The sequence below is a fragment of the Nitrosomonas sp. Nm132 genome (genome assembly GCF_900100485.1).
GTDB lineage: Bacteria > Pseudomonadota > Gammaproteobacteria > Burkholderiales > Nitrosomonadaceae > Nitrosomonas.
The window spans coordinates 1-24,102 of sequence record NZ_FNDH01000032.1 but is presented as its reverse complement, the minus strand read 5'-3'; the positions used below and the strand labels follow the sequence as shown (position 1 = coordinate 24,102).

Sequence of the window (24,102 nt, the reverse complement as noted above, 5' to 3'; positions counted from 1 at the left end):
AGATCAACTTAAGCCTCCTTATTGATTAGATAGTGAAGCATATTCCTCGCAAGCGTTTTGGTCAGAATTTTCTGGTTGATTTCCAGATTATTGCTGAAATCATTCAAGCCATCCGACCGTCGAGGGGAGATCGGCTTGTTGAGATCGGTCCTGGATTAGGCGCATTGACGCGTCCATTGCTGCAAATGCTGGATCATCTTGAAGTCATAGAAGTTGACCGGGATATCGTTGAGCGATTGCGCCGGGAATTTACTGAAGACGAATTAACCATCCATTCAGCAGATGCACTGAAGTTCGACTTTTCTCAATTGGGCAGCTCATTACGCATCATTGGTAACTTGCCTTACAATATTTCTACGCCCCTTCTGTTTCACCTCAATCAATTCTGCTCTCATATTCTCGACATGCATTTCATGTTGCAGAAGGAAGTCGTCGAGCGCATGGTGGCTATCCCCTCCACTCCAGATTATGGGCGCTTGTCGGTCATGCTGCAGAATCGTTTTGAGATGGAACAAATCCTGACGGTTCCGGCAGAATCGTTCCGTCCTATCCCAAAAGTACAGTCAGCCATTGTGCGCATGCTTCCGCTGATGCAACCTATCGTTCCTGTTGAGGAGGAACCATTATTTGCCAAAGTTGTATCAGCCGCTTTCTCGCAGCGACGCAAAACATTGCGTAATACCTTGCGTGATTATCTGAGGCCCGCTGATTTTGATGGGTTAGGCTTGGATTCCGGTTTGCGGGCAGAGAATTTATCCGTGGAGCAATTTGCGGCTATCGCCAATTATGTAAAAGGAATGAAATGACAGTCAATGTTGGTTTCATGCATAGAGCGCTTAGCTGTGAGCAATCTTGGTAAAGGCGGAACATGCGAGGTTCGTACTGCACCTATGACGGTTGTTCATGAATGGATAGATGCAAGAACAGGCAGCCATGTAATATGACTTTTCGATAAAACCCAACCACTTGTAAAGTCCTTTTGCAGTCAGACAGGCCCAAAGTTATTCTTGTGAGGGCTAGTTTCTATGGCGCTCAGTGATAATTCTTAGATAATAACTAAACTACACCCAATCCTTGCCAATCAGAAAATCAGAGTAGAGCGCAGCTTCTGCACTGCCTGCTGAAGGTGTCCAGTTATACCGCCATTTGACGATCGGCGGCAGTGACATCAGGATAGATTCGGTGCGTCCGCCTGTTTGCAAGCCAAAAAGCGTTCCCCGATCCCAAACCAGATTGAATTCGACATAGCGTCCGCGACGATAAGCCTGGAAGTCACGCTCACGTTCCCCATACGGTGTATTGAGACGTCTTTCCAGAATCGGAACATATGCGGATATAAAATGATCTCCTACACTTTGCATTAAGTTAAAACAAGTTGCGAAATCGGGTTGATTGAGATCATCGAAAAAAATACCGCCAATACCGCGTGGCTCCTTGCGGTGTTTTAAGTAGAAATACTCATCACACCATTTTTTGAAGCGAGGATAGTAGTCATCACCAAAAGGTTGGAGCGCGCTTTTACAGGTTTGGTGAAAATGAATAGCATCTTCTTCAAAGCCATAATAGGGTGTCAAATCCATCCCGCCACCAAACCACCAAACAGACTCTGAACCTTCTTTTTTGGCTTCAAAAAAACGGATATTCATATGCACAGTGGGGGCATAAGGATTACGAGGATGCAAGACCAGTGATACGCCAGCGGCTTCAAATGAACGACCGGCTAATTCAGGTCGCGCGGCAGTGGCTGAGGCAGGTAAACCACTACCATGGACATGAGAAAAATTAACTCCCCCTCGCTCAAATATATTACCCTCTTCAATCACGCAGCTAAGTCCACCGCCTCCTTCCGGGCGTTCCCAGGCGTCATGCAGGAAAGGCTTGCCATCTACCTGCTCTAATCCTGCAACGATTCTTTTTTGTAAATCAGTGAGAAACGCTTTGACTTCCGCTGTATTCATGATTGCTCCTTTTTCAGCTCAGTAACATCAATTAGATAATGACTTTTAATCGTAGGTATCATTCTACCTATAGGCACACGGCTAGGAAAGAAATTCGGTCACAATCACATGTTTGAAAATGTTCTCTGGCGAACCACAGTGAGAAAATCCGTATCGGCATATGTTAGACTTGAGCTACTGATATAACGAGAAAAAATAGAATGTCTGGTAATACGTTTGGAAAACTTTTTTGTGTCACATCGTTTGGTGAATCGCATGGCCCGGCGATTGGTTGCGTAGTAGATGGATGCCCGCCGGGAATGGCCTTATCAGAAGAAGATATTCAACGAGAACTGGATCGGCGCAAACCGGGAACCTCGCGCCATGTTACGCAGCGGCGTGAAGCCGACAGCGTCGAGATTCTTTCGGGTGTATTTGAAGGTAAAACGACGGGTACACCCATCGCCTTGTTGATTCGCAACGAAGATCAGCGCAGCAAGGATTACAGCAAAATCATGGATGTATTTCGCCCCGGACATGCCGATTATACTTATTGGCAAAAATATGGTATTCGCGATTATCGTGGTGGCGGACGTGCTTCCGCGCGTGAAACTGCGGTACGGGTTGCAGCGGCGGCTATCGCCAGGAAATGGCTGCATGAAACCTATGGCATCATCATTCGAGGCTATATGGCGCAGCTGGGATCTGTCATCATGCCATTCAAACAGTGGGATGATGTGAACCAGAATCCATTTTTTGCTGCGGATAACAGTATCGTCTCTGAGCTTGAAGACTTCATGGATCGCCTGCGCAAATCCGGCGATTCAGTGGGTGCAAAAATTAGCGTCGTCGCCGAGGGAGTGCCAGTGGGTTGGGGAGAGCCCGTATATGATCGGCTGGATGCAGAAATCGCTTATGCCATGATGAGCATTAACGCTGTTAAAGGTGTGGAGATTGGGGCGGGATTTGCCAGTGTCAGTCAAAAGGGAACAGAGCATTCGGATGAGATGACCCCTGAGGGGTTTTTGAGCAATAACGCTGGCGGCATTCTAGGTGGCATTTCTACGGGTCAACCCATTACTGTCAATGTGGCGATCAAGCCGACATCGAGCATACGCCTGGAGAGAAGATCCATCGACAAGGCAGGTCATCCAGCGATTGTTGAAACCCATGGCAGGCATGATCCTTGTGTCGGCATACGCGCGACACCTATCGTCGAAGCTATGCTGGCATTGGTGCTGATGGACCATGCCCTGCGTCATCGCGCACAAAATGCTGATGTGGTATGCGAAACACCCCGCATCCCAGGAGCGATCGGAAGCAAGATCACGATAACTTCTTCATCAGAGTCAAGACCGCCATTGGCCGATGATCCGGAACCTGAGGAAGCCTGACCAAATTCGATGTTTAAACATTTGAGAAGGATTGCTGCCTGACTTTCTCAAAAAAACAAATCGCTGCAGCAGCAGCAGCATTGAGTGATTCCGTATTGTCCAACATGGGAATCATGACTTGCTCGCTGACCGCATGGAGTATTTCTTGCGACAATCCTGCACCCTCGTTGCCAAACACAAATGCAACCGGACCGTTGAGATCGGTCTCATAAAGATGCTGTGTAGCCTGTAAAGCGGTGGCAATGACTTTGCCGTGAAAATGCTGGGCTACCTGTACCAGATCAGATTGCTCATGAATGGTCAGCGAGAAGTGTGCTCCCATTGCTGCCCGCAGTGTTTTGGGAGACCAGGCATCCGCACAATCATCGGATAAATAAACATCACTGATGCCAGCCGCGGCAGCTGAACGCAGTATCGAACCCAGGTTGCCGGGATCCTGTATTGCTTCCAGCAATGCACAAAATACCTGATTGTCATTAACAGTATTAGGTTCGGATGGGGGGATAGCAATGAGTGCCAGGATGCCGGTCGGCGTTTTGACAGGGGATATCTGCCTAAACAAGGCATCACTGAAGATCACGATATTGATTTCAGCGCGTTTACTAAATTCGCTCAACAAGTGTTTTATTTCTGCATGTTCGCATCTCGATTCATTCACGATCAGTTTGAGCGGTACTTGTTGTGCAGCATGATAGGCCTGAATGAGATGCGTACCGTCGAGCAACGTCAAACGATCTAATCGTCGCTGCCGTGATGATTTTTCCAGCTTGACTAGCTGCTTGAAGAGAACATGTTCGCGGGAGGTAATGGAATGCATGAACTTAGGGATGATTAGTTACTTAACGTGAGTTCGACATAAGGATCACATCAACACAACTGGAAGAGCTTGAGAGGGTCTGATATTAAGTGAGGGCTTCTTCTCACGGAATGCGTAAGCTACCAGCCCGGCTATCAGATTAACAAAAAAGTTAAATGGGCTGCGATGACAGGAAGGCTCGATTTGCAAGATGTTTTTTAGTTGATCGTTGACAGTCTCCATGATCGAGCGTTTACGCAACAAAAGTTTGTCAAACAGCGGCAGCAGCTTGCCTTTCATGTTTTTACGCAGCTTGGTAACGAGTTGCACGCCTTCCTCCCAGAGTTGCTCAAAGAGCGGCTGAGAGATGTAGCCCCGGTCACCAAAGAGTTTCCCAAATAAAGAACATGCCAGCTCTGGCACCGGGTCACGATCATCGACATGATCTGCCGTTATTTTCACACTCAGTAATTCCCCCTAGTCATTAATGATTAAGTGCAGCTTGAATCCATAAAACCAATCTACGCGGGTCTTTTCCCTGGCAGCAAACGCCGCCATTACTTTATGTGACCAGATGCGGCGATTGTGACATGCACTGATCTCGGTCGAATCAATGAAGCTCATCCCACTGCAGCGCCCAAAACGGCTGATCAGAAAATAGCTCAAGGGCACCAGCGTTACCTTGCAACAGCTCAACAAAACGATTGTAGCTCACTAACCCTGGAAAATAAGGCCGCTCATTCCTCAATACCTGATTCAGGTAACAGTGCTTAAACGTCCGGTAACCCGGCAGATGAAACCCCACCACGACTCAAACTCCTGGCAAAAGTCGTCACTCGCACAAAAAATCGCTATAGTATCCATCGGAACCTGAATCCTCTAGTGATGAAGCTCTTTCCTAAAATCGTTTCATCATAAGGAATTCCGATTCCTTTTACAGCTTTTCTTGCGTCGAACTCACGTTACTTAATGCCATCGATTGAAAGCCTGGCATAAATGGATGATCATTGAGGAATTCAATAACGGAGCCACTTTCACAAAAGCTGTGCATTAAGCAATTGCAATCGTTCTGGTGTACCGATATCCATCCACATGCCTGGGTAATATTCCCCGCTCGCTTTGTCTGAAGTGATTACTTGGCGTAATAAAGGTGAGAGTTTGGTTGCGATGCCGGGCACGACCTGGTTGAAGAGTGTAGGGTGATACACACCAATGCCGCTAAAAGTGAGCCTATGATGCCCAGATGCTGCGAGCCGACCCTGCTTTAGAAAAAAGTCACCGTCAGGATGATGAGAGGGGTTATCGACCAGGATTAAATGAGCAAGATCGCCATCAGGATTTGTTTGGAATCGCTGCAATACCGCTAGTAAGGTGCGGTAATCCATCTGGCAAAATATATCCGCATTGATGACCAGGAAAGGCTGGCTTGCCGAGAGATTAGTTAACAGGGGGAGCGCGTTGGCTATTCCACCAGCTGTTTCCAGTATGGTAGTCTCTTTTGAATAAGTAATAGTGAGTCCATAGCGCTGACCATCACCTAATGCCGATTCGATCTTGTAACCTAGATAAGCATGATTAATGACGATATCCATAAAACCAGCCCGTGCCAGATTTTGTAGATGATATTCGATCAGCATTCGATTTCCGGCACGAAGCAATGGCTTGGGTAACGTATCGGTCAGAGGGCGCATGCGCTCGCCTCGGCCTGCTGCTAGAATCATGGCTTTAAATGAATGATCTAACATCTCTTAGAAGGTATAACCAATCTTTGTGGATTGAATGCCTTCAAGCTGATCCAATAGACCAAACAGTGGATGAAGCTCCCGATAGCGTTTGCATGCCTTGCGTAAATAATCCATAACCAGTGGCATATTTCTGAGATAGGCATCTTTATGATCTCGATGGTAAAGCCGTGCGAAAATACCCAGTACTTTGAGATGACGTTGGATACCCATCCACTCAAAATCTCGATAAAAATCGGAGAAATCAGCCGTTACGGGGAGCCCTGCCTTGCGCGCTTTTTCCCAGTAACGGATGACCCAGTCCAATATCTGTGCTTCTTCCCAATGAATATAGGCATCTTTAAATAGAGAAACCAGATCGTAGGTAATCGGACCATGGACTGCATCCTGAAAATCAATAATACCCGGGTTGGGGGTGGTCATCATTAAATTGCGGGAGTGATAATCGCGATGAACAAATACCTGGGGCTGAGCAAGATTATTCTGAAGAATGCGTGAGAAGACGATGGTCATGTCATTGACCTGCTTTTGATTAAGTGTTACTTGTAAATGCCGGATAATGTACCACTCCGGAAATAAATCTAATTCTCTCCTGAGCAACGTTTCATCGTATTCAGGGAATGTATGCACCTGACTGATCAGCTGAATCTTAATCAGCGCATCGATTGCATCCTTATAAAGCTCATCCGCGGCGGCTGGATTTGTTTCCAGTGTTTGTAAGTAAGTGGTGCTTCCCAGGTCAGAGAGTAATAAAAAGCCTTGCGTCAGGTTCTGTGCCAATATAATAGGTACATGAACGTTTGCTGTGGCAAATACTTTAGCTGCATGGAGGAAAGGCGTACAGTTTTCCAGCTGCGGTGGCGCATCCATGGCAACCATGGTTTGTGTATCTATCGTGATACGAAAATAACGACGAAAACTGGCATCAGCAGAAACAGGGGAAAGCTCGAAAGATTTACCAGGAAATTCTGCTTTTATCCAATTCTCCAGAAGTTGCAAACGTTCGATAGTCATGAATCAATATTGTATAAAAAAGAAAAGGATCATCGCACAGGATTTTGTTTTGTAACAGTCTTCGATACTCGTTTACTGGTTGCCTATTTGTTTGAAGTATGCGATTTTATCTTGTAAATGCCGTAACCAGGCTTATATAGTCGGTACTCGGTAATTAATCAATGCTAATGGAGAAAAAAATGATTAACAAAAACGTTTTGGATGAAATCGGCGCCAAGATCAGTGAAATTGTGGCGCAAAGTCCAGCTAAGGATATTGAAAGGAATATGCGCGCCATGCTGACAAGCATGCTTTCTCACTTGGATGTGGTGACGCGTGAAGAGTTTGATGTGCAACAAGAAGTGCTTAAACGTACACGCGCAAAATTGACCGAGCTAGAAGAAAAAGTTGCGGCACTGGAGAATCAATTGAAGCCTACTGCCTCAGATACTGTTGCGGGCGATGCAAATTATGAAGGCTAGAATTTAGAGTAAATATTTCCTGATAGTTAGATTTCTGGTTGCGCGGTTTCCCTGTTGTGAGTTTATTAACTCTCTGATAACAGGAGATATTTCTATTATACTCCTTATTCTTCATGTCGCTGGCTATCCTTTATAGTCGTGCACTATCAGGTATGGAGGCGCCACTGGTCACCGTGGAGACCCATTTATCTAATGGTTTACCCAGTTTCACGATTGTTGGATTACCTGAGACGGAAGTAAAGGAAAGTAAAGATAGAGTGCGGGCTGCGCTACAAAATGGGCGATTCAAATTCCCAGCGCAGCGTGTTACAGTCAATCTTGCACCAGCGGATTTGCCCAAGGAAAGTGGTCGATTTGATTTGCCTATCGCACTTGGCATACTGGCTGCAACCGGACAAATACCTGCTGATAAGCTCGATCAGTATGAATGGGTAGGTGAGCTTTCCTTAAGTGGGGCGTTGCGACCTATCCATGGTGCGTTAGCCATGACCTATGGCGCATTACGATCAGGGCGCAGCTTTGTGCTACCGCAGTACAATGCTGCAGAAGCTTCCCTGGTCAAAGAGGCGGTCGTTTATCCTGCAACATCTTTACTTCAGATCTGCGCACATTTAACCGGGCATGAGTCGTTACAGCAGCACGTAGCACCTTCTGAAATTGATGTTATCAATGCGAATGATTTAGACTGTCACTCGGATCTGGCTGAAGTAAAAGGTCAGGCACATGCTAAGCGTGTACTGGAGATTGCTGCTGCGGGTGGTCATAGTGTTTTGATGATTGGACCACCGGGTACAGGAAAATCGATGCTGGCTGCACGCCTTCCTGGCATTCTTCCCGCTATGACGGAGCAAGAAGCGCTTGAATTCGCTGCCATGCAGTCGCTTGCGAGCGGACACTTCGATATCACTAACTGGAAGCGTCGCCCTTTTCGTTCGCCTCATCATACCGCATCAGCCGTTGCCATGGTGGGGGGTGGCAGCGTTCCTCGCCCAGGAGAAATTTCTCTGGCAATGCATGGTGTGTTATTTCTGGATGAATTGCCGGAGTTTGACCGCAGAGTATTGGAGGTACTCCGCGAACCACTCGAGTCGGGTTATATCACAATTTCTCGAGCAGCACGGCAAGCTAATTTTCCTGCGAGATTTCAGTTAATCGCCGCGATGAATCCATGCCCTTGTGGTTATCTAGGTCATTATGGTGGGAAGTGCCGCTGTACGCCTGATCAGGTGGCGCGCTATCGTGGAAAAATATCTGGCCCGCTACTTGATCGTATCGATATGCAGATTGAAGTACCCGCGGTACCGCAACAGGATTTACTGCATCAAGGGAAAAGTGAATCAAGCCGCATGGTGAGGGCACGTGTCGAGACTGCTCGTCAGTATCAACTCGCGCGGCAGAATGCTACGAATGCTGTTTTGAAGGTGCATGAGATAGATAAACATTGCAAACTGGATGAACAGGGTAAGCATTTATTGGAGCATGCATTTTCCCGTTTGAATATTTCTGCACGGGCGTATCATCGTATCTTAAAGCTGGCGCGCACTATCGCAGATTTGGCAGCAAGTGAGCAGATTAATAGCAGGCATATAGCAGAAGCCATACAATATCGACGATTGGATCGAGACTAGTAAATTTTTTACTGATCGAAGTGCGGACCAATCGGTTGCCCGCTCAATAATATTCAGGTCGGGCGCAATTCTCAAAGCGTGTATATTCCCCTAGAAAGGTTAAATCGACTTTTCCAATTGGGCCATTGCGTTGTTTGCCAATAATGATCTCGGCGATTCCTTTATCCTGGGTATCTGGGTTGTATACTTCATCTCGGTAAATGAACAGAATGACATCCGCATCTTGTTCTATGGCGCCTGATTCACGCAAATCGGACATAACCGGGCGTTTGTGCGGGTTGGGCCGCTGCTCCAGGCTACGATTAAGTTGTGACAACGCAATGACAGGTACCTGTAACTCTTTCGCCAAAGCTTTGAGGGATCGCGAAATCTCAGAAATTTCAGTAGCGCGGTTTTCACTTTGGGTATGAGAAGACATGAGCTGGAGGTAATCGACTACGATTAATCCCAGTTCTCCATGCTGACGATAAAGTCGTCGTGATCGGGCCCTAAGTTCCAGGGCATTTAATGCAGCGCTTTCATCAATAAAGATAGGTGCGTCATTCAATTTTCCCAATGCATGAGTGAGTTTTGGCCAATCTTCATCTTCCAGGCGTCCAGTGCGCACCTTGTGTTGATCAAGCCTGCCTATTGAGCCCAGCATACGCATCGCGAGTTGTGCGCCACCCATTTCCATACTAAATACAGCAGCTGGTTTATTGAGTGCTAATGCCACATGTTCTGCAATATTAAGGGCAAAAGCTGTTTTTCCCATAGATGGCCTACCTGCCACGATGATAAGGTCTCCAGGCTGAAAGCCTGAGGTTTTCTGGTCTAAATCATGAAAACCAGATGCAATGCCCGTGACATCACTCGGATTGTCGCGGCTATACAGCATTTCAATACGTTCTACGACCTGCTTTAATAGCGGCTGGATATCGATAAACCCCTGCTTGCCACGAGCACCAATTTCAGCAATCTCAAATATTTTGCTTTCTGCTTCGTCCAAGAGGTTTGATGCAGAACGTCCTGCCGGATTATAGGCAGAGTCGGCGATTTGTGTGCTGATCTGAGCAAGCTTACGCATAATGGAGCGTTCTCTCACTATTTCAGCATAGCGGCGGATATTAGCAGCTGTTGGCGTATTTTGTACTATCGAACCGATATAAGCCAGTCCTCCAACATTCTGTAATTCAGCTGTGTTTTCAAGTGATTCCGCTACAGTAATAACATCAGCAGGTTTATTTTGCTCTATTAGGTTGCAGATATGGTGATAGATGAGCTGATGATCTTGCCGATAAAAGTCGGTGTGAGTAATGATATCTGCTATTTTGTCCCATGCGTGATTATCCAGCATTAATCCACCTAATACCGATTGTTCGGCTTCAACTGAATGAGGTGGTGTCTTGTAAATTTCTAATAACTCATTATGAGCTATGCTAATTGGGGATTGAACCATAGGAATCCGATAGAATCTACAAACACTGATAGAAAAGATTCTATCATTGAATGATGAGAATAAAAAAAGGACTGTTGCCAGTCCTTTTCATAATAAAATTAGAAGCGCTTAGGCAGTAGCTTCGCCCAGAACTGACACGGTAATATGTGCCGATACATCACTATGCAGAGCGATGGTAAGCGTATAATCACCTACTTGTTTGAGTTGGCCTTCTGGCATACGAATCATTGATTTATCAATAGAATAGCCTTGATCTTTAAGTGCTTCAGCGATATTTGAATTGGTAACTGAGCCAAACAATTTACCATCCAATCCACTTTTCTGGGTAATTTGCACAAGCAATCCATCCAGTTTTGCTGCGAGCGCTTGAGCACTTGTCATGGCCTCTGCCTGTTTTTTCTCTAGCTCAGCACGCTTGGATTTGAAATCAGCGATCGCCGTTTCGGTAGCCCATTTAGCCTTGCCTTGTGGTATCAGGTAATTACGAGCATACCCTCTTTTAACGTTGACGATGTCACCCAATTGTCCGAGGCTTGCAATTTTCTCCATTAGTATTACTTGCATGATATTTCTCCTCAGCTCTCAATGTCGATCAGTATAGGGCAATAACGCAAGAAAACGTGCACGCTCTATCGCTGTATTTAACTGGCGCTGATAATATGCTTTTGTTCCGGTAATACGAGCAGGAATGATTTTGCCATTCTCACTGATAAAGTCTTTCAATATATCGATATCTTTATAGTCGATCGTTTTGATGCCTTCTACTGTAAAGCGACAAAACTTTTTACGTTTAAATAATGGACGATTAGCCATTTTTTCTTTGGCTTTGATTTTGCTATCTTTATTTCTTGTGAATCTCATCGTGATTTTCCTATTTCCTAAATATTTATATGGTATCGATATGCGTTACATGCAATGCTAGCTGGGTACTGATTTTATTTCTTTTTGCAAGAAATCCAGTTAGCTTAACGACGCTGCCAACTTCCATGCCAGAAATTGTTTTAGCCATATCAGCTAATGCTACAGCAAAAATTTCGCAAGTTACCCGACGCTGAATGCTTGCTTCAATCTTATTCGAGAGATGGCTTATCTCGAATTCTATAATTGCTTTCCCCGCAGGGGTATAACGCAACTGGGCAAGCTTTACAATTTTCCCGCAAATGATAGTCTGATTACAATTCAATAGCTTACCTGATTCTAGACTTCAGCGCTGGTTTTTTCAGATATATCCTCTATCCCGGCTTCTGTGCTTTTTTGTGCGATTTCTGGATTATCTCCTACGTCATCGCTAGCTGTAGATAGCTTGGCTTTATCTTCCTGCATCATGATTGATGGTATGGTGATGGCCTGATCCATTTTGATTGTTAGGTGCCTAAGTACAGCATCACTGAACTTGAAAGCATGTTCAAGTTCGCCTAGCGTTTCCTGGTTACATTCGATATTCATTAGGACATAGTGCGCTTTGTGTACTTTCTGAATAAGATAGGCAAGTTGACGGCGCCCCCAGTCTTCGACACGATGAATTTTTCCATCTTTTGATGTAACGATCCCGCGGTAGCGTTCAATCATCGCAGGTACTTGTTCACTTTGATCTGGGTGAACGATAAAAACAATTTCGTAATGTCTCATAATATCCCTATGGGTAAAGCTTCCCGCTAATATTGTATGTTTGCGATGAAGCAAGGTTTAAAAAAATGCAGCCACAACACTATAATAACGCAACGTATTTTACTGAATTAATTGGAAAACATCAAAATAACTTTACTATCCTAAGCTAGGATTAAGTGTGTCGAAGCTAAGAAGACTGGATGCGAGGCACTGGATATAATTACCTTATAAATTACTTAGCTAAAGCGTTTCTGAAAAAAGTCGTCAGGTCCAAGAAGCTTACCCTCGACCCTGGTCGGGGAAGGCGGGTATTCAGTTCGTTGATTTTTGGCCTTGTTATAATTTCGTTTTCCGGGTTCCCGGTCTGCGTAGGAACAAGGAAATTCAACTTGTCCAAAAATTCCTTAATTGAAATGTGTAAACCTAAAGCCAATCACTGGTAACATACGCAGTTAATTTGGAAACTAAATTGGAAAAAATTTCTACGGAATTAATTTTTTCTGTCAACCATTATAATTATTATATTATCGATAAAAATTAGATAGATCATTCAATGACAAAACTAAGAAATGATACCCTCATACGGGCATTACTACGTCAACCGACTGAATATACTCCTGTATGGCTGATGCGACAGGCTGGACGCTATTTGCCTGAATACAACCAGACACGTGCTCGTGCAGGCGATTTTCTGTCGTTATGCAAGAATCCTAATTTTGCCACGGAAGTAACTATGCAGCCATTAGCCCGCTTTCCATTGGATGCTGCCATTTTATTTTCCGACATTCTTACCATACCTGATGCAATGGGATTGGGGTTATATTTTGCAGAAGGAGAGGGGCCACGATTTGAGCGACCTTTGCGTGAAGAATGGGAAATACGTTCTCTTATCGTGCCTGATCCTGATGTGCATTTGCGTTATGTCATCGATGCAGTTTCACAAATTCGTAAGGCATTGAGTGGCCAGGTTCCGCTCATCGGTTTTTCCGGCAGTCCATTTACACTTGCATGCTATATGGTGGAAGGATGTGGAGGCACCGATTTCCGTCAAATCAAGACCTTGCTATATCAACGCCCTGATCTGCTGCACCATATTCTCGATATCAATGCGCAGGCAGTCACAGCGTATTTGAATGCTCAAATTGAGGCGGGAGCCCAAGCTATCATGATATTTGATACTTGGGGTGGAGCGTTGTCACATTCTGCTTACCTGGAGTTTTCTTTGAATTATATGACGCAAATTATTGCAGGGTTAAAGCGTGAGCAGGATGGGGTGCGTATTCCCAACATTATCTTTACTAAGGGTGGAGGGCTGTGGCTGGAAAAAATGGTCGATAGTCAATGTGATGCGATAGGGCTTGATTGGACAATAGATATTGGTGAAGCACGTCGCCGCGTGCATGATAGCGTTGCATTGCAAGGAAATCTTGATCCTGGGGTATTATTCGCCACAACAGATACGATTACTGCTGAGGTTGAAAAAGTTTTGGCTAGTTATGGTCGTGGTACCGGGCATGTATTTAATCTTGGTCATGGGATTTCTCAGTTTACTCCTCCCGAAAATGCATTGACTCTTGTGGAAGCTGTTCATACACTTAGTCGTAAGTATCATATGGATTAGTTTGTTGTCTCTAATACGATCACGATCAATATTTTTTGCATATGCGTATACTCATTATCGAAGATGACCAGGCGATAGCCACGAATCTTTATGATTACCTGGAGTCGCGTGGCCATAGTGCTGATGCCGCGCTTGATGGGATGACAGGATTTCGTCTTGCAAGCACGCAATCGTTTGATGTCATCTTGCTCGATCTGAAATTACCTAAATTAGACGGTATGACGTTATGCCACAAGCTTCGTCATGAATGCGAAATTGATGTGCCAATATTAATGCTAACAGCGCGTGATACGTTAGAAGATAAGCTAATCGGTTTTGAGAATGGAGCGGATGATTATCTGGTTAAACCATTTGCACTTAAAGAAGTTGAAGCGCGCTTAACCGCGATGCATAAGCGATATAAAGGAAAAGTTGCTGTACGAAAATTGGAAGTGGGTGATCTTTCTTTTGACCCAAGAACGTTATCGATTCGTTTTAAGGATCATGATGTTAAATTGCCACCGAAGTGTATTCGGTTACTCGCGCTATTGATGAGTGAACCAGGGCGCGTCTTCAGTCGCAAGGAACTGGAGCATGAAGCTTGGGAAGAAGAGCAGGAAACGAGTGATACGTTGCGTAGTCATATGCATGTACTGAGACGGGCTTTAACAAAAGCTGGTGGATATGATCCCATTGAAACGGTTCATGGTCTAGGTTACTGTCTGAGTTCTGGTGTTCAAGACTAAATACGGCATTCGTCCGCGTGGCATTCGCCTGCGTGTGACGCTGGCGCTTGCAATTTTCTCTATCATCACTGTCGGTGCGCTTGCTGTCAGTCTTTATTTTGCTTCTGATGATATTGAAGAAGCGCATATCACACAGATTATGAAGACTGAGATGAATCATGTGATTCATCACTACCGTCAGCATACCAGCTTTACGCCGCAAGTAGGATCCAGTCTTAGAAGTTACATGATACATAACGGTACCGATGATTCGCATTTGCCTGATTATCTGCAAAGACTGACCTCTGGGTCGCATAAAATATTCCATTATGGTGAGGAAATTCGTATTTTAGTTAGACATGCAGATGACGCAAAATTTATTGTTGCATACCAAATTGGACTTCATGAGCAGCGGCAGCGTGAGTTTAGGTTTCTCGTTGTCTTATCCTTGATTACAGTTGTTGCGATTGCCTTTTTGATAGGGTATTTGCTTGCTGGTTTGTTGGTAAAGCAGGTAACGGATCTGGCCGAACGAGTAAAGCGTTTGTTACCCGCCAATCATAATGCACAAGGTCTGGTCTCGAATAATATCCAGTGTGTGTCATTGAGTCAGCCTGGCCAGGATGAAGAAGTTGCGCAGCTTGCGCGCACACTGGAAGATTACCAGTACCGCATCGTGCGAATGCTACAGCGTGAACAGGAGTTTACCGCCAATATTAGTCATGAACTTCGCACTCCAATTACAGCTATTTTGACTAGCTGTGAATTACTGCTTGCTGAACAAAATTTATCCAGTAAAGCGTACACTCGAATAAAAAATATCGAGGCGGTCTCTTTCCGTATGAGTGAGCAAGTACAAGCATTACTCTTTCTGGCGCGCGAGCAGGCTTTGGGTACGATGGAGCCTGTTGCTATTGCTGAATGCGTTTATGATGCAGTTGAGCAGTTTTGTGAGGAAATATATAAAAAAAATCTTGCGCTTGACGTGTCTATTAAACCAGGTCTTGTGCTGACTTTAAATAGACAAGCATTGTATACCGTTCTTGTCAATATACTACGAAATGCGGTCCAATATACTGAGCAGGGGTTTATTCGGATCAGTTTTAATAATAAGTGCTTATCAATTGCCGATTCAGGTATTGGTATTGAGCCTGCTTTCATGCCTTTTCTTTATGAACGCTTTTTTCGTGGATCTAAAAAAACGCAGGGATTAGGAATCGGACTCGTGATTGTTAAACGTATTTGTGATTACTATGATTGGAAGATTGAAGTTGATAGCACCCCTGGAAATGGAGCAGTTTTTCATATCCTTTTTCCTTAAGGCATAAGAATTTCTAGTGTTGTAGGTATTTAGAAGAATACCGTAGCTGAACATCCATAAATATTGCTGATTAATCTTACTGGATCACCAGGAGAGCTGGTGGCTTTCGCAAACACATAGCGTTGGACAGTAACTACCCTGGCAGAACGGTACCAGCTCAGTCGAGTAATGATTTATCAGATTCATAAATGGGCGAGATTATAACAAGCTGCTTAGCCTGAATAGACGCTCTCATCCGCTTATTACTATGATGCCCAGAACAGACTTACCAAGATAGAGAAGGCCATCCAGGAGCACCGACAACGCAAACTCGTCGGTATACAAATTCTCTCCTGGTGAGCTGGTTCATTTTGACCCCCCAATGCTTGCTGCTATGTAAAGGGCAGTTATACTCATCACAAATTTGTAGTCATTGACGACTTCTTTCGCGAATTGAATGCCGCTATTCTGCCTGACAAATCCAAGTCAGCGCTGCTTGCTTCCTCATAGCCACAATTATTTCCCAGTGCTCTTATGAGATTGATTGTGCCTATTGCGATAACGACATAACGGCACAAAGGTATGCAGATGCCGAGCAGCATGCGTTAGTGCGGCTTGCCAGCAGCACGGTATCGGTCAGAAATTTACCTATGTTAATAGACCTCAAACCAATGGGAAGGTCCAACGCGTTATCTGTACTCTCCTTGGAGGAGTGACATAACCAGTATTCCTTCAGGAATACTCAATATCGGCACCTCGAGTTAATGTGCTTCGCTAAGCTTGCGTAAGACCGTTAAATCTTACAACGGTTTAAATAACGCTCCTCTCATGAAATATTCTCAACTTATTTATTTTTCATTTCATAAAATTGCTACTTACTCAGAATTTTCTTTAATAATTTGTTCTCTATACTTCACGAATTCTTCACGCTCAATGTGTTAATTTTTATCTATAAATATTAGGAATATATGTGTGATGACGTCATATTCTATTGTTCATATTGACTTAATTGGTGGTAAATAAATTTCATAATAATTTATTAAATAAGGCGTTACAGCGATTTTTAAATAAAGAATGAATTCGAAGAAAAAATTATTAATGAATTCGCTTTAAATTTCTTTTGTGTAATCCAATCGTCATAGTGGCTGCTTATTCGCGTGGGAATTGATAATTGAAAATACGCTTGAATTTGGTAACAGGGATTCTCAAATGGATACACAGAATTCATCTTTTGATGAACATAAGGTACTTCATGATTTAAAGCACTACTTGCCCGCTCAAGCACCCCTAAAAGATTTTATTCATCACAATACGCTGCATGCATTTCAGCAAATGAAATTCCATGATGCAGCTAGGAAAGCAGCAAAAATTTTTGGTTATCAAACAAAACTTCAATTAGAGGAATATCGAGCACTTTATCATTCTGGTCGCATTAGAGAAGATGTTCTGAAAAGAATTGTTTCAGAGAGAAAAGGGGCGGATAGAGCTGATGAGTGGATAGATAAACTTCTCAATCAAAAATATAACACTTCTATCTCCGCAAGAATTGGTCAGTTAAGAGCTAACTGGAAAACAGCTTATCGTATTGATTTAGATCTACTCATTCAGCCATTCTTATTTAGAATTCTTTGTAATTATCTTGATCAAGGAATATCTGTTTGGGGATTTCCTATTGGCGATAGAGATTTTCTTTCCGCCATGAGAGATTTAGAAAAAGAAAGTGCTATCAGCCTTTTCAAAAAAACGAGAGCAAGGGAGCTTCTTCTTTCCGATGATTGCAGCATCAGTAAATTATTAAATATTCTTGTTGGTGATGAGTCACTCTATGAACATTATTTGTACGATCAACAATTTGCTCATCAAGGCTGGTCAGGTATTGTCGCTGTAGCTGAAGATCAGCCTCAGTTTTTCCTAAACCGAAAAGATATTACGTTGCATGATTTGATCAAATTTGAGCTCTTGCTTGAAATTGATACATTAGATGCTCAATTTGGTGAAATCTGGTCACCACTGGCTGGCAAATTGATGAATCGACCAGAGCCACTTTTTTCAGATGTGCCAGAAACTGAGCTTGATGAAGCTATCATATTATGGCATGAAGCTTTCGAGTGGTCTTACTACAATCAAGTGCTTGCTGCAATTCAATTACAAGAAAAACCGCAAGAGAATATAACAGATGATAAAAGTTTTCAGGCAATGTTTTGTCTGGATGATAGAGAATGCTCGTTTCGTCGTCATATTGAAGGCATTGATTCTAAATGTGAAACATTTGGTACGCCGGGATTTTTTGGCGTTCAGTTCTTTTTTCAGCCTGAACATGGGAAGTTTTACACCAAACTATGCCCAGCGCCCAACACACCCAAGCATCTGATCAAGGAAACAGAAACTCACCATCCACGGAAGAGTGAACCACTACTTTCCAAGTTATCACATGCTCTTTTCCATGGCTGGTTAATTACCCAGACGTTGGGATTCCTCTCTGTTTTGAAATTGGCCTTTAGTGTTTTTAGACCTACTGCAGCACCTGCAATGGCTTCGTCATTCGCGCATATGTATCAGCTTTCATCGCTTACCATTGAGAATAAGAATCCAGATGATAAAGAAAATGGTTTGCAAATAGGGTTTACCATTGAAGAAATGGCAACTAATCTGGAGAATCTGTTGAAAGGGATAGGACTTATTGATCATTTTGCGCCGATTGTCTATGTATTTGGTCACGGCGCAAGTAGCATAAATAATCCACATTATGCCGCTTATGATTGCGGTGCTTGCTCAGGTAGGCCAGGCTCGGTGAATGCGCGTGTGATTTGCCATATTGCTAATCATGCTGAAGTCAGAAAGATTCTTCGTCCCAGGGGAATCAACATTCCGAGCGGCACTCAGTTTGTGGGTGGTTTGCACGATACAACCCGTGATGAAGTATCTTATTTTGATGAAGATGCATTATCTCCTGAAAATCTTACTCGGCACCGCAAGAATGTATCTGTGATAAACAAAGCACTGGATCTTAATGCGAAGGAACGTTCACGAAGGCTGTTGTCGATCAATACCAAAGATAAAGCAGAAAAAATTCATGAAGAAGTCCGCAAACGTTCGGTCTCTCTTTTTGAACCACGGCCTGAACTGAATCATGCCACTAATGCAATCTGTGTTGTGGGCAGACGTCAGTTAACCAAAAGAATCTTTTTGGATCGCAGGGCGTTCATGAACTCTTTTAACTACCGTGTTGACCCAGATGGAAAATATCTGCTGATGGTCATGAGGCCAGTGGGGCCTGTTTTGGGAGGGATCAACCTGGAGTATTTTTTCTCGCGCATGGACAATTATAGAATGGGCGCGGGAACAAAGCTTCCGTATAACATTATGGGATTGATTGGTGTTGCTAATGGTAGCGATGGTGACTTAAGACCGGGTCTCCCAAGTCAGATGATTGAGGTGCATGACCCTGTTAGGCTGCTTGTCATTGTCGAACATTTCCCCGATGTCGTTTTAAAGTCGATTAACCAAGAAGCGGCAACTTATGAGTTTTATATTAATGAGTGGGTACGCATCGTTGCAGTGCATCCGGAAACACGCGAAATTTTCCTGTTCAGGGATGGTAAATTTGTGCCTTTCAAGCCGCTGCCGCAGCCGATTGATATCATCTCTGATACGATTCCGATCATAGAGTCGGCCATCGAGGCGCCAACGACACATATCGTTGATGCGACCAAAGAAAATCTGCCCGTTTATCTCATTAAATAAGAATGAGGTTTCATGATGACTTTCTTACTAGCTCCGCTTCTTAAGTATCTGATTATTATTCCATTTGTTGGGTTTGCAGCGAGTCTGTTTATTCCAGCGAGAATGGAGAGATTCATTGCTTGGACCTCACTTGCGACTGTAGGATTTCATTTAATCTGTGCCTGGTTGTTTATCGCTTTCTGGCTATTTCCAGGCGATTTTCCAACCTATCAGACCACTGAATTTAGCTTATATGAATCGCCTGACTATCAGTTTTTTATCTCATTCTATTTCGATAAAGTCACCACTGTTTTCCTATTTATCGGTAGCTTCCTGATATTGTTGGTAACTGTTTACAGTTCATACTATTTACATCGTGACAATGGGTACAAGCGTTTTTTTAATGCATTATTGTTGTTCTATCTTGGCTACAACATTGTCATTTTCTCAGGCAATTTTGAAACATTGTTTATTGGGTGGGAGGTATTGGGTATCTGCTCATTTCTGTTGATCGGTTTCTACAGAGATAGATTCTTGCCTGTTAAAAATGCCTTGAAAGTGTTTACGGTATTTCGTATAGCCGATATGGGTCTGCTTTTTTGCATCTGGTTAAGTCATCATTTATGGCACGAAAATATCACATTCATAAAATTGACGAATAGTGAAGTAGTTCAGGCGCAGATTCATAGTCATATGACAATCAGTATCGTGATTTCGCTCATGATTTTGCTTGCCGCCGCCGTGAAATCAGCACAACTTCCCTTTACTTCTTGGATGCCACGAGCCATGGAGGGGCCCACTCCTTCCAGTGCGATCTTTTATGGCTCACTATCGGTACATTTGGGTGTTTTTCTTTTGTTAAGAGCTTACCCGTTCTGGGAGCATCTGACACCTATCGTTATACTTGTCGCCGTAATAGGACTAGCAACCAGTATTGTGGCCACACTGATATCCCGCGTACAGTCGTCCATTAAGACACAGATTGCCTATTCTTCTACTGCCCAAATTGGAATCATATTTATCGAAGTGGCCATAGGATTACATGATTTAGCACTCTTTCACTTGGCTGGGAATGCATTCTTAAGGACGTACCAAATTTTAGTTTCACCTTCGGTAGTGTCTTATCTCATTCGGGAACAATTTTATAATTTTATTCCTCGGCTCCCTAATGACAAGAATAGGGCCTTAAGGAAGCTTAAATATAGTGTCTATTTATTGAGTACCAAAGAATTTTACTTGGACTCATTCATATATTTTATCTTATGGAATCCGATGAAATGGCTTGGCAGAAAACTGGATGGTATAGGAGAAAATACGGCTTTCAACTTCATCGCCATCAGTACTTTTATTGGTGTTACCTGTATCTACGCAAAAGGTAGCATTCCACAATCGATTTATTATCTGTTCCCGACATTCTTTGCTTTTGTTGGTTTGCTGATGGTGATTAGATCTTTCACAGAAAGAAGAAACGCGCAATTCAGCTGGGTGCTCATGGTTGTATATCACTTTTGGATAACACTGGCCGTTTCTTTTTATGAAGAATCAAACTTCATTGAGATGGCCATTTATTTAGGTGGTGTTCTCCTCTCAGGAATAATAGGATTTGCTGCGTTAGATAGATTAAAAACACTCGAAGGCAAGATCGACTGGAATGATTTTCAAGGCCATATTTATGAGCATCCAGATCTGGCATTAATCTTCTTTTTATCATGCCTCGGGCTAATGGCATTTCCTATCACACCTTCTTTCCTGGGTGTGGATTTAGTTTTTACCTATATCCATACAGAACAGATCGATTTCGCGATTATTCTAGCCATAAGTTACATTTTACTAGGTCTTTCGGTAATAAGGATGTATTCCCGTATTTTCCTGGGGCCTCATGCCAAAACTTATCATGAAGTTCCAAATAGATCGTCTTAATCAAGCCGTGCATATTTTATTAACATAACTGGAGGTATAGATGGACACATCGCAGCAAAGTATTCCAAAAGATGGGTTAGCTGGATTAAAAGAGAACTTTAAATATGATTTTATGGCAGGTTTTTTTGTTTTTCTACTGGCATTACCGCTTAGTTTAGGGATTGCTAAGGCAGGAGAATTTCCTCCTGCAATGGGTGTGCTGACTGCCATGATAGGAGGCTTGTTGGTTGCCTTTTTTGCTGGTTCTTCTTTGACGATCAAAGGGCCGGCAGCTGGGTTGATTACTATTGTTGCTGGATGTGTAATGGAGTTTGGTGGCGGAATAGAAGGTTGGCGTATGGCGCTGGGAGTGATGGTCGTTGCTGGATTTCTTCAAGTTGTCATAGGTTTTCTGAAAGCGGGTTCATTGAGTGATTTCTTTCCACACTCAGCTGTCCATGGAATGCTGGCTGCTATTGGGCTGATCATTATTTCCAAGCAAGCTCATATCATGTTGGGAATTGATCCAGCAGATCTGAAGGGAATGAATCCTGTTGCGCTCTATGCTGCGTTGCCAAAGTCTCTTATGAATCCTAATTGGCCTATCGCAGTGGTTGGATTAATCAGCCTCGCGCTCATGTTGATCATGCCAAAAATAAAGAATCCGCTAGCCAAAAAAATTCCGGCACCAATGCTCGTATTACTGATAGCAATACCTGCAACGATATTTTTCGATTACAAGACAACTCAAGGGGCGCATGCGCTTGTTCAGATCGGAGATTTCTGGGGAGTTCTTGGCTTTAATGCGGATTTCTCGGGTATTGGTACCGTTACTTTCTGGAAATATGTTGTGATGTTCTTGGTTATTGGAAGTCTTGAGTCTTGTCTTACAGTCAAGGCTATCGATAATATGGATCCATGGAAACGTCAGTCTCATTTCAACAAGGATCTGATTGCGGTGGGCGCAGGTAACACGCTTGCCGCTGTACTGGGAGGTTCTCCAGCGATATCGGAAGTGGCTCGTAGCTCTGCTAACATCGGTTTTGGAGCGAGGACGCGCTGGGCAAATTTCTTCCACGGATTCTTCTTGTTTATATCGATGTTACTAATGATTCCAATCATTGAGATGATTCCAAATGCAGCATTGGCAGCGATGCTAGTATTTGTCGGATGGCGCCTCGCGCATCCGCATGAATTCTTCAAAACCTACAAAATTGGTAGCGAGCAACTGACAATTTTTGTTGTCACCATTGCTGTGACGGTTGCAACTGATTTGCTCATGGGAGTTGCCTCCGGTATTTTGGTCAAATTTCTCTTTCATATTGTCAATGGTGCAAAATTGAGCAATCTTTTTTCTGCGAGATATGAGCTAAAGGAGGAGAATGATAAGTATTATCTAACAATTCGTGATTCAGCTATATTCTCTAATTTGATAGGCTTTAAAAAGGTATTTAATCAATTTAAGCCTGGCAAGGAAGTAGTGATCGATTTTCAGAACGCGAATTTGGTTGATCATACTTTTATGGAGTTTCTAGATCATTTTGAAGATGAATATACGCGCGGTGGTGGTGTTGTCGATGTTAGAGGCTTTGAGCGATTTGAGCCATTTTCTAGCCATCCACTGTCGGGTAGGAAAGTCCGGAAAAGTTAAATTTAGTTATTGCATTTAATCATATTTGAGGGGTGCCAGAAATGGCGCCCCTTTTTCTTGCGTGCGCCCGGCACGGGCGCACTCTTGGAGGTGAAAGTCCTTCCGTAAGTTGATCACAGCGAACGAAGCGAAGTGCAACTGCATGAGGGCGACCGATTGTGGGGAGGAAGCGTGGAGCGAAGCTGCGAGCCGATGGACAAGAACTGGATAGAAGGCGTTGCCGAGCAGGGCGAGTGGGCGTAAATCCGGCGGTTGTGCAGTGAAGGAGTGCGTTCTTACCCGGGGAGATCTCGCCTCATGGCTAAAAGGCTGACACTGCAAGGTGGAGCGAGAAGTCAGCAGAGGCCGTAGTAGTCGCCAGCAAGGGACGAAGGGCCGAACGAGGGGAAATGTTCGAGGCCATGTTGATGTTGAACGCAATGCGTCAGAAGTCTGCGCGAGCAGAGCGGGCAGGCGTAGCGCACGGTGAAGCCGGGCGTGATCCCGTCAGCGACGAAGCGGGCGACCCGCGACAAGACACCGAGAGCATAGGGCCGGGGCTGCTGCAAGCCGTCCTGGCGAGAGAGAACCTGCAGCGAGCGTGGAAACGGGTCAAAGCCAACAAAGGGGCGGCGGGGGTCGATGGTCTGAATATCGAGCAGACTGGACGCCACCTCATTACGGCGTGGCCGAAAATTCGGGGACAACTGCTGCGGGAGACGTACCGGCCCAGTCCGGTACGACGGGTCAGAATCCCGAAACCGGACGGCGGCGAGCGCGAGCTGGGCATCCCGACGGTCACGGATCGGCTGATCCAGCAAGCGGTGCTGCAACCGATGCTCGACCTGACATTCAGCGAACACAGCTACGGCTTCCGACCGGGAAGGCGAGCCCACGACGCGATTCTCGCGGCGCAGGCTACATCCAGACGGGACGGAAGATCGTGGTCGTGGTCGATGTCGATTTGGAGAAATTCTTTGATCGCGTCAATCACGACATCCTCATTGACCGCCTGAAGAAACGCATCGACGACGCTGGGATCATCCGGCTGATACGAGCGTATCTGAACAGCGGCATCATGAGCGACGGCGTGGTGCTGGAACGGTATCAAAGCACGCCGCAAGTGCGCTGTAGACGCGCAACAAACGCAAAATTATTTGCGTAAAGCTGAGCTTAAGCTCTATAGATGATGGAGGAATCGACCCTC

21 protein-coding genes and 1 pseudogene are annotated in these 24,102 nt (G+C 44.3%); 11 read left to right on the top strand and 11 right to left on the bottom strand.

Going from position 1 to position 24,102, the window contains the following annotated elements:
- Positions 1-32 precede the first annotated feature (32 nt).
- Positions 33-806 (top strand): 16S rRNA (adenine(1518)-N(6)/adenine(1519)-N(6))-dimethyltransferase RsmA, encoded by a 774-nt coding sequence (gene rsmA, locus BLP80_RS10910; RefSeq protein ID WP_176754347.1) that lies wholly within the window; start codon positions 33-35, stop codon positions 804-806.
- 255 nt (positions 807-1,061) lie between these two features.
- On the opposite strand, the gene hemF is transcribed toward rsmA, so the two are convergent.
- Positions 1,062-1,958 carry an oxygen-dependent coproporphyrinogen oxidase gene (gene hemF / locus BLP80_RS10905; RefSeq protein WP_090543164.1) on the bottom strand — a complete coding sequence of 299 codons (897 nt, stop codon included), beginning with the start codon at positions 1,956-1,958 and terminating at the stop codon, positions 1,062-1,064.
- A gap of 200 nt (positions 1,959-2,158) precedes the next feature.
- On the opposite strand from hemF, the gene aroC reads away from it, so the two are divergent.
- Positions 2,159-3,331, top strand: coding sequence for a chorismate synthase (gene aroC / locus BLP80_RS10900; protein WP_090543162.1), 1,173 nt, complete (start codon positions 2,159-2,161; stop codon positions 3,329-3,331).
- Positions 3,332-3,344: 13 nt separating this feature from the next.
- Here the strand turns inward: aroC and BLP80_RS10895 are convergent, their stop codons facing one another.
- The 5 genes and pseudogenes from BLP80_RS10895 to BLP80_RS10880 form a co-directional block, all read right to left on the bottom strand.
- Positions 3,345-4,148 carry a TrmH family RNA methyltransferase gene (locus tag BLP80_RS10895; protein ID WP_090543161.1) on the bottom strand — a complete coding sequence of 268 codons (804 nt, stop codon included), beginning with the start codon at positions 4,146-4,148 and terminating at the stop codon, positions 3,345-3,347.
- Positions 4,149-4,193: 45 nt separating this feature from the next.
- Positions 4,194-4,751, bottom strand: a pseudogene (locus BLP80_RS10890) (IS982 family transposase).
- Entirely contained in the window at positions 4,738-4,935 is a 198-nt protein-coding gene (locus tag BLP80_RS16680) for a hypothetical protein (RefSeq protein ID WP_371128825.1), read from the bottom strand. The pseudogene BLP80_RS10890 and the gene BLP80_RS16680 overlap by 14 nt, the downstream one beginning before the upstream one ends.
- Positions 4,936-5,161: 226 nt before the next feature.
- A complete protein-coding gene (gene murU, locus BLP80_RS10885) occupies positions 5,162-5,872 on the bottom strand; it encodes an N-acetylmuramate alpha-1-phosphate uridylyltransferase MurU (RefSeq protein ID WP_256325053.1) in 711 nt (236 codons plus the stop codon).
- A 3-nt stretch (positions 5,873-5,875) separates the two neighbouring features.
- Complete coding sequence (locus BLP80_RS10880) at positions 5,876-6,877, bottom strand: aminoglycoside phosphotransferase family protein (RefSeq protein ID WP_090543176.1); 1,002 nt, start codon at positions 6,875-6,877, stop codon at positions 5,876-5,878.
- A 185-nt stretch (positions 6,878-7,062) separates the two neighbouring features.
- On the opposite strand from BLP80_RS10880, the gene BLP80_RS10875 reads away from it, so the two are divergent.
- Both BLP80_RS10875 and BLP80_RS10870 read left to right on the top strand, forming a co-directional pair.
- Complete coding sequence (locus tag BLP80_RS10875) at positions 7,063-7,344, top strand: accessory factor UbiK family protein (protein ID WP_090543160.1); 282 nt, start codon at positions 7,063-7,065, stop codon at positions 7,342-7,344.
- A gap of 113 nt (positions 7,345-7,457) precedes the next feature.
- Positions 7,458-8,972: a YifB family Mg chelatase-like AAA ATPase gene (locus tag BLP80_RS10870; RefSeq protein ID WP_090543158.1), complete on the top strand. Its 1,515-nt coding sequence runs from the start codon at positions 7,458-7,460 to the stop codon at positions 8,970-8,972.
- Between the two features lie 43 nt (positions 8,973-9,015).
- Here BLP80_RS10870 and dnaB read toward each other — a convergent pair whose 3' ends face one another.
- The 5 genes from dnaB to rpsF all read right to left on the bottom strand — a co-directional run bounded on the left by dnaB (position 9,016) and on the right by rpsF (position 12,039).
- The gene (dnaB, locus tag BLP80_RS10865; protein WP_090543156.1) at positions 9,016-10,410 is read right to left on the bottom strand and encodes a replicative DNA helicase; all 1,395 of its coding nucleotides are present in this window, start codon (positions 10,408-10,410) and stop codon (positions 9,016-9,018) included.
- 108 nt (positions 10,411-10,518) lie between these two features.
- Positions 10,519-10,974, bottom strand: coding sequence for a 50S ribosomal protein L9 (gene rplI / locus BLP80_RS10860; protein ID WP_090543154.1), 456 nt, complete (start codon positions 10,972-10,974; stop codon positions 10,519-10,521).
- 18 nt (positions 10,975-10,992) lie between these two features.
- On the bottom strand, positions 10,993-11,271 hold the full coding sequence (gene rpsR, locus BLP80_RS10855; RefSeq protein ID WP_090543152.1) for a 30S ribosomal protein S18: 279 nt from the start codon (positions 11,269-11,271) through the stop codon (positions 10,993-10,995).
- A gap of 25 nt (positions 11,272-11,296) precedes the next feature.
- On the bottom strand, positions 11,297-11,593 hold the full coding sequence (priB, locus tag BLP80_RS10850) for a primosomal replication protein N (RefSeq protein ID WP_090543150.1): 297 nt from the start codon (positions 11,591-11,593) through the stop codon (positions 11,297-11,299).
- A gap of 14 nt (positions 11,594-11,607) precedes the next feature.
- Complete coding sequence (gene rpsF / locus BLP80_RS10845; RefSeq protein ID WP_090543148.1) at positions 11,608-12,039, bottom strand: 30S ribosomal protein S6; 432 nt, start codon at positions 12,037-12,039, stop codon at positions 11,608-11,610.
- 532 nt (positions 12,040-12,571) lie between these two features.
- Here rpsF and hemE point away from each other — a divergent pair.
- The 7 genes from hemE to BLP80_RS10805 all read left to right on the top strand — a co-directional run bounded on the left by hemE (position 12,572) and on the right by BLP80_RS10805 (position 23,911).
- Positions 12,572-13,639 (top strand): uroporphyrinogen decarboxylase, encoded by a 1,068-nt coding sequence (hemE, locus tag BLP80_RS10840; RefSeq protein ID WP_090543146.1) that lies wholly within the window; start codon positions 12,572-12,574, stop codon positions 13,637-13,639.
- Positions 13,640-13,680: 41 nt separating this feature from the next.
- Entirely contained in the window at positions 13,681-14,364 is a 684-nt protein-coding gene (locus tag BLP80_RS10835) for a response regulator transcription factor (protein WP_090543144.1), read from the top strand.
- Positions 14,351-15,664: a sensor histidine kinase gene (locus BLP80_RS10830; RefSeq protein ID WP_090543142.1), complete on the top strand. Its 1,314-nt coding sequence runs from the start codon at positions 14,351-14,353 to the stop codon at positions 15,662-15,664. The genes BLP80_RS10835 and BLP80_RS10830 overlap by 14 nt, the downstream gene beginning before the upstream one ends.
- A 1,188-nt stretch (positions 15,665-16,852) precedes the next feature.
- Entirely contained in the window at positions 16,853-19,387 is a 2,535-nt protein-coding gene (locus tag BLP80_RS10825) for a YbcC family protein (RefSeq protein WP_090543140.1), read from the top strand.
- Between the two features lie 12 nt (positions 19,388-19,399).
- Positions 19,400-21,286 carry a proton-conducting transporter transmembrane domain-containing protein gene (locus BLP80_RS10820; RefSeq protein ID WP_218120433.1) on the top strand — a complete coding sequence of 629 codons (1,887 nt, stop codon included), beginning with the start codon at positions 19,400-19,402 and terminating at the stop codon, positions 21,284-21,286.
- Between the two features lie 40 nt (positions 21,287-21,326).
- Positions 21,327-22,916 carry a SulP family inorganic anion transporter gene (locus BLP80_RS10815; RefSeq protein ID WP_090543138.1) on the top strand — a complete coding sequence of 530 codons (1,590 nt, stop codon included), beginning with the start codon at positions 21,327-21,329 and terminating at the stop codon, positions 22,914-22,916.
- A 389-nt stretch (positions 22,917-23,305) separates the two neighbouring features.
- Positions 23,306-23,911: a reverse transcriptase family protein gene (locus BLP80_RS10805; protein ID WP_218120432.1), complete on the top strand. Its 606-nt coding sequence runs from the start codon at positions 23,306-23,308 to the stop codon at positions 23,909-23,911.
- Positions 23,912-24,102 lie beyond the last annotated feature (191 nt).

Excerpts from the sequence above, each read along its gene's own strand:
- hemF (WP_090543164.1), bottom strand. The coding sequence starts at position 1,958 with ATGAATACAGCGGAAGTCAAAGCGTTTCTCACTGATTTACAAAAAAGA.
- rplI (WP_090543154.1), bottom strand. The coding sequence starts at position 10,974 with ATGCAAGTAATACTAATGGAGAAAATTGCAAGCCTCGGACAATTGGGT.
- hemE (WP_090543146.1), top strand. The coding sequence starts at position 12,572 with ATGACAAAACTAAGAAATGATACCCTCATACGGGCATTACTACGTCAA.
- BLP80_RS10805 (WP_218120432.1), top strand. The coding sequence starts at position 23,306 with ATGTTCGAGGCCATGTTGATGTTGAACGCAATGCGTCAGAAGTCTGCG.
- BLP80_RS10815 (WP_090543138.1), top strand. The coding sequence starts at position 21,327 with ATGGACACATCGCAGCAAAGTATTCCAAAAGATGGGTTAGCTGGATTA.
- rpsF (WP_090543148.1), bottom strand. The coding sequence starts at position 12,039 with ATGAGACATTACGAAATTGTTTTTATCGTTCACCCAGATCAAAGTGAA.
- BLP80_RS10895 (WP_090543161.1), bottom strand. The coding sequence starts at position 4,148 with ATGCATTCCATTACCTCCCGCGAACATGTTCTCTTCAAGCAGCTAGTC.
- BLP80_RS10835 (WP_090543144.1), top strand. The coding sequence starts at position 13,681 with ATGCGTATACTCATTATCGAAGATGACCAGGCGATAGCCACGAATCTT.
- BLP80_RS10870 (WP_090543158.1), top strand. The coding sequence starts at position 7,458 with ATGTCGCTGGCTATCCTTTATAGTCGTGCACTATCAGGTATGGAGGCG.
- rpsR (WP_090543152.1), bottom strand. The coding sequence starts at position 11,271 with ATGAGATTCACAAGAAATAAAGATAGCAAAATCAAAGCCAAAGAAAAA.
- dnaB (WP_090543156.1), bottom strand. The coding sequence starts at position 10,410 with ATGGTTCAATCCCCAATTAGCATAGCTCATAATGAGTTATTAGAAATT.
- BLP80_RS10825 (WP_090543140.1), top strand. The coding sequence starts at position 16,853 with ATGGATACACAGAATTCATCTTTTGATGAACATAAGGTACTTCATGAT.
- BLP80_RS10820 (WP_218120433.1), top strand. The coding sequence starts at position 19,400 with ATGATGACTTTCTTACTAGCTCCGCTTCTTAAGTATCTGATTATTATT.
- murU (WP_256325053.1), bottom strand. The coding sequence starts at position 5,872 with ATGTTAGATCATTCATTTAAAGCCATGATTCTAGCAGCAGGCCGAGGC.
- aroC (WP_090543162.1), top strand. The coding sequence starts at position 2,159 with ATGTCTGGTAATACGTTTGGAAAACTTTTTTGTGTCACATCGTTTGGT.
- BLP80_RS10875 (WP_090543160.1), top strand. The coding sequence starts at position 7,063 with ATGATTAACAAAAACGTTTTGGATGAAATCGGCGCCAAGATCAGTGAA.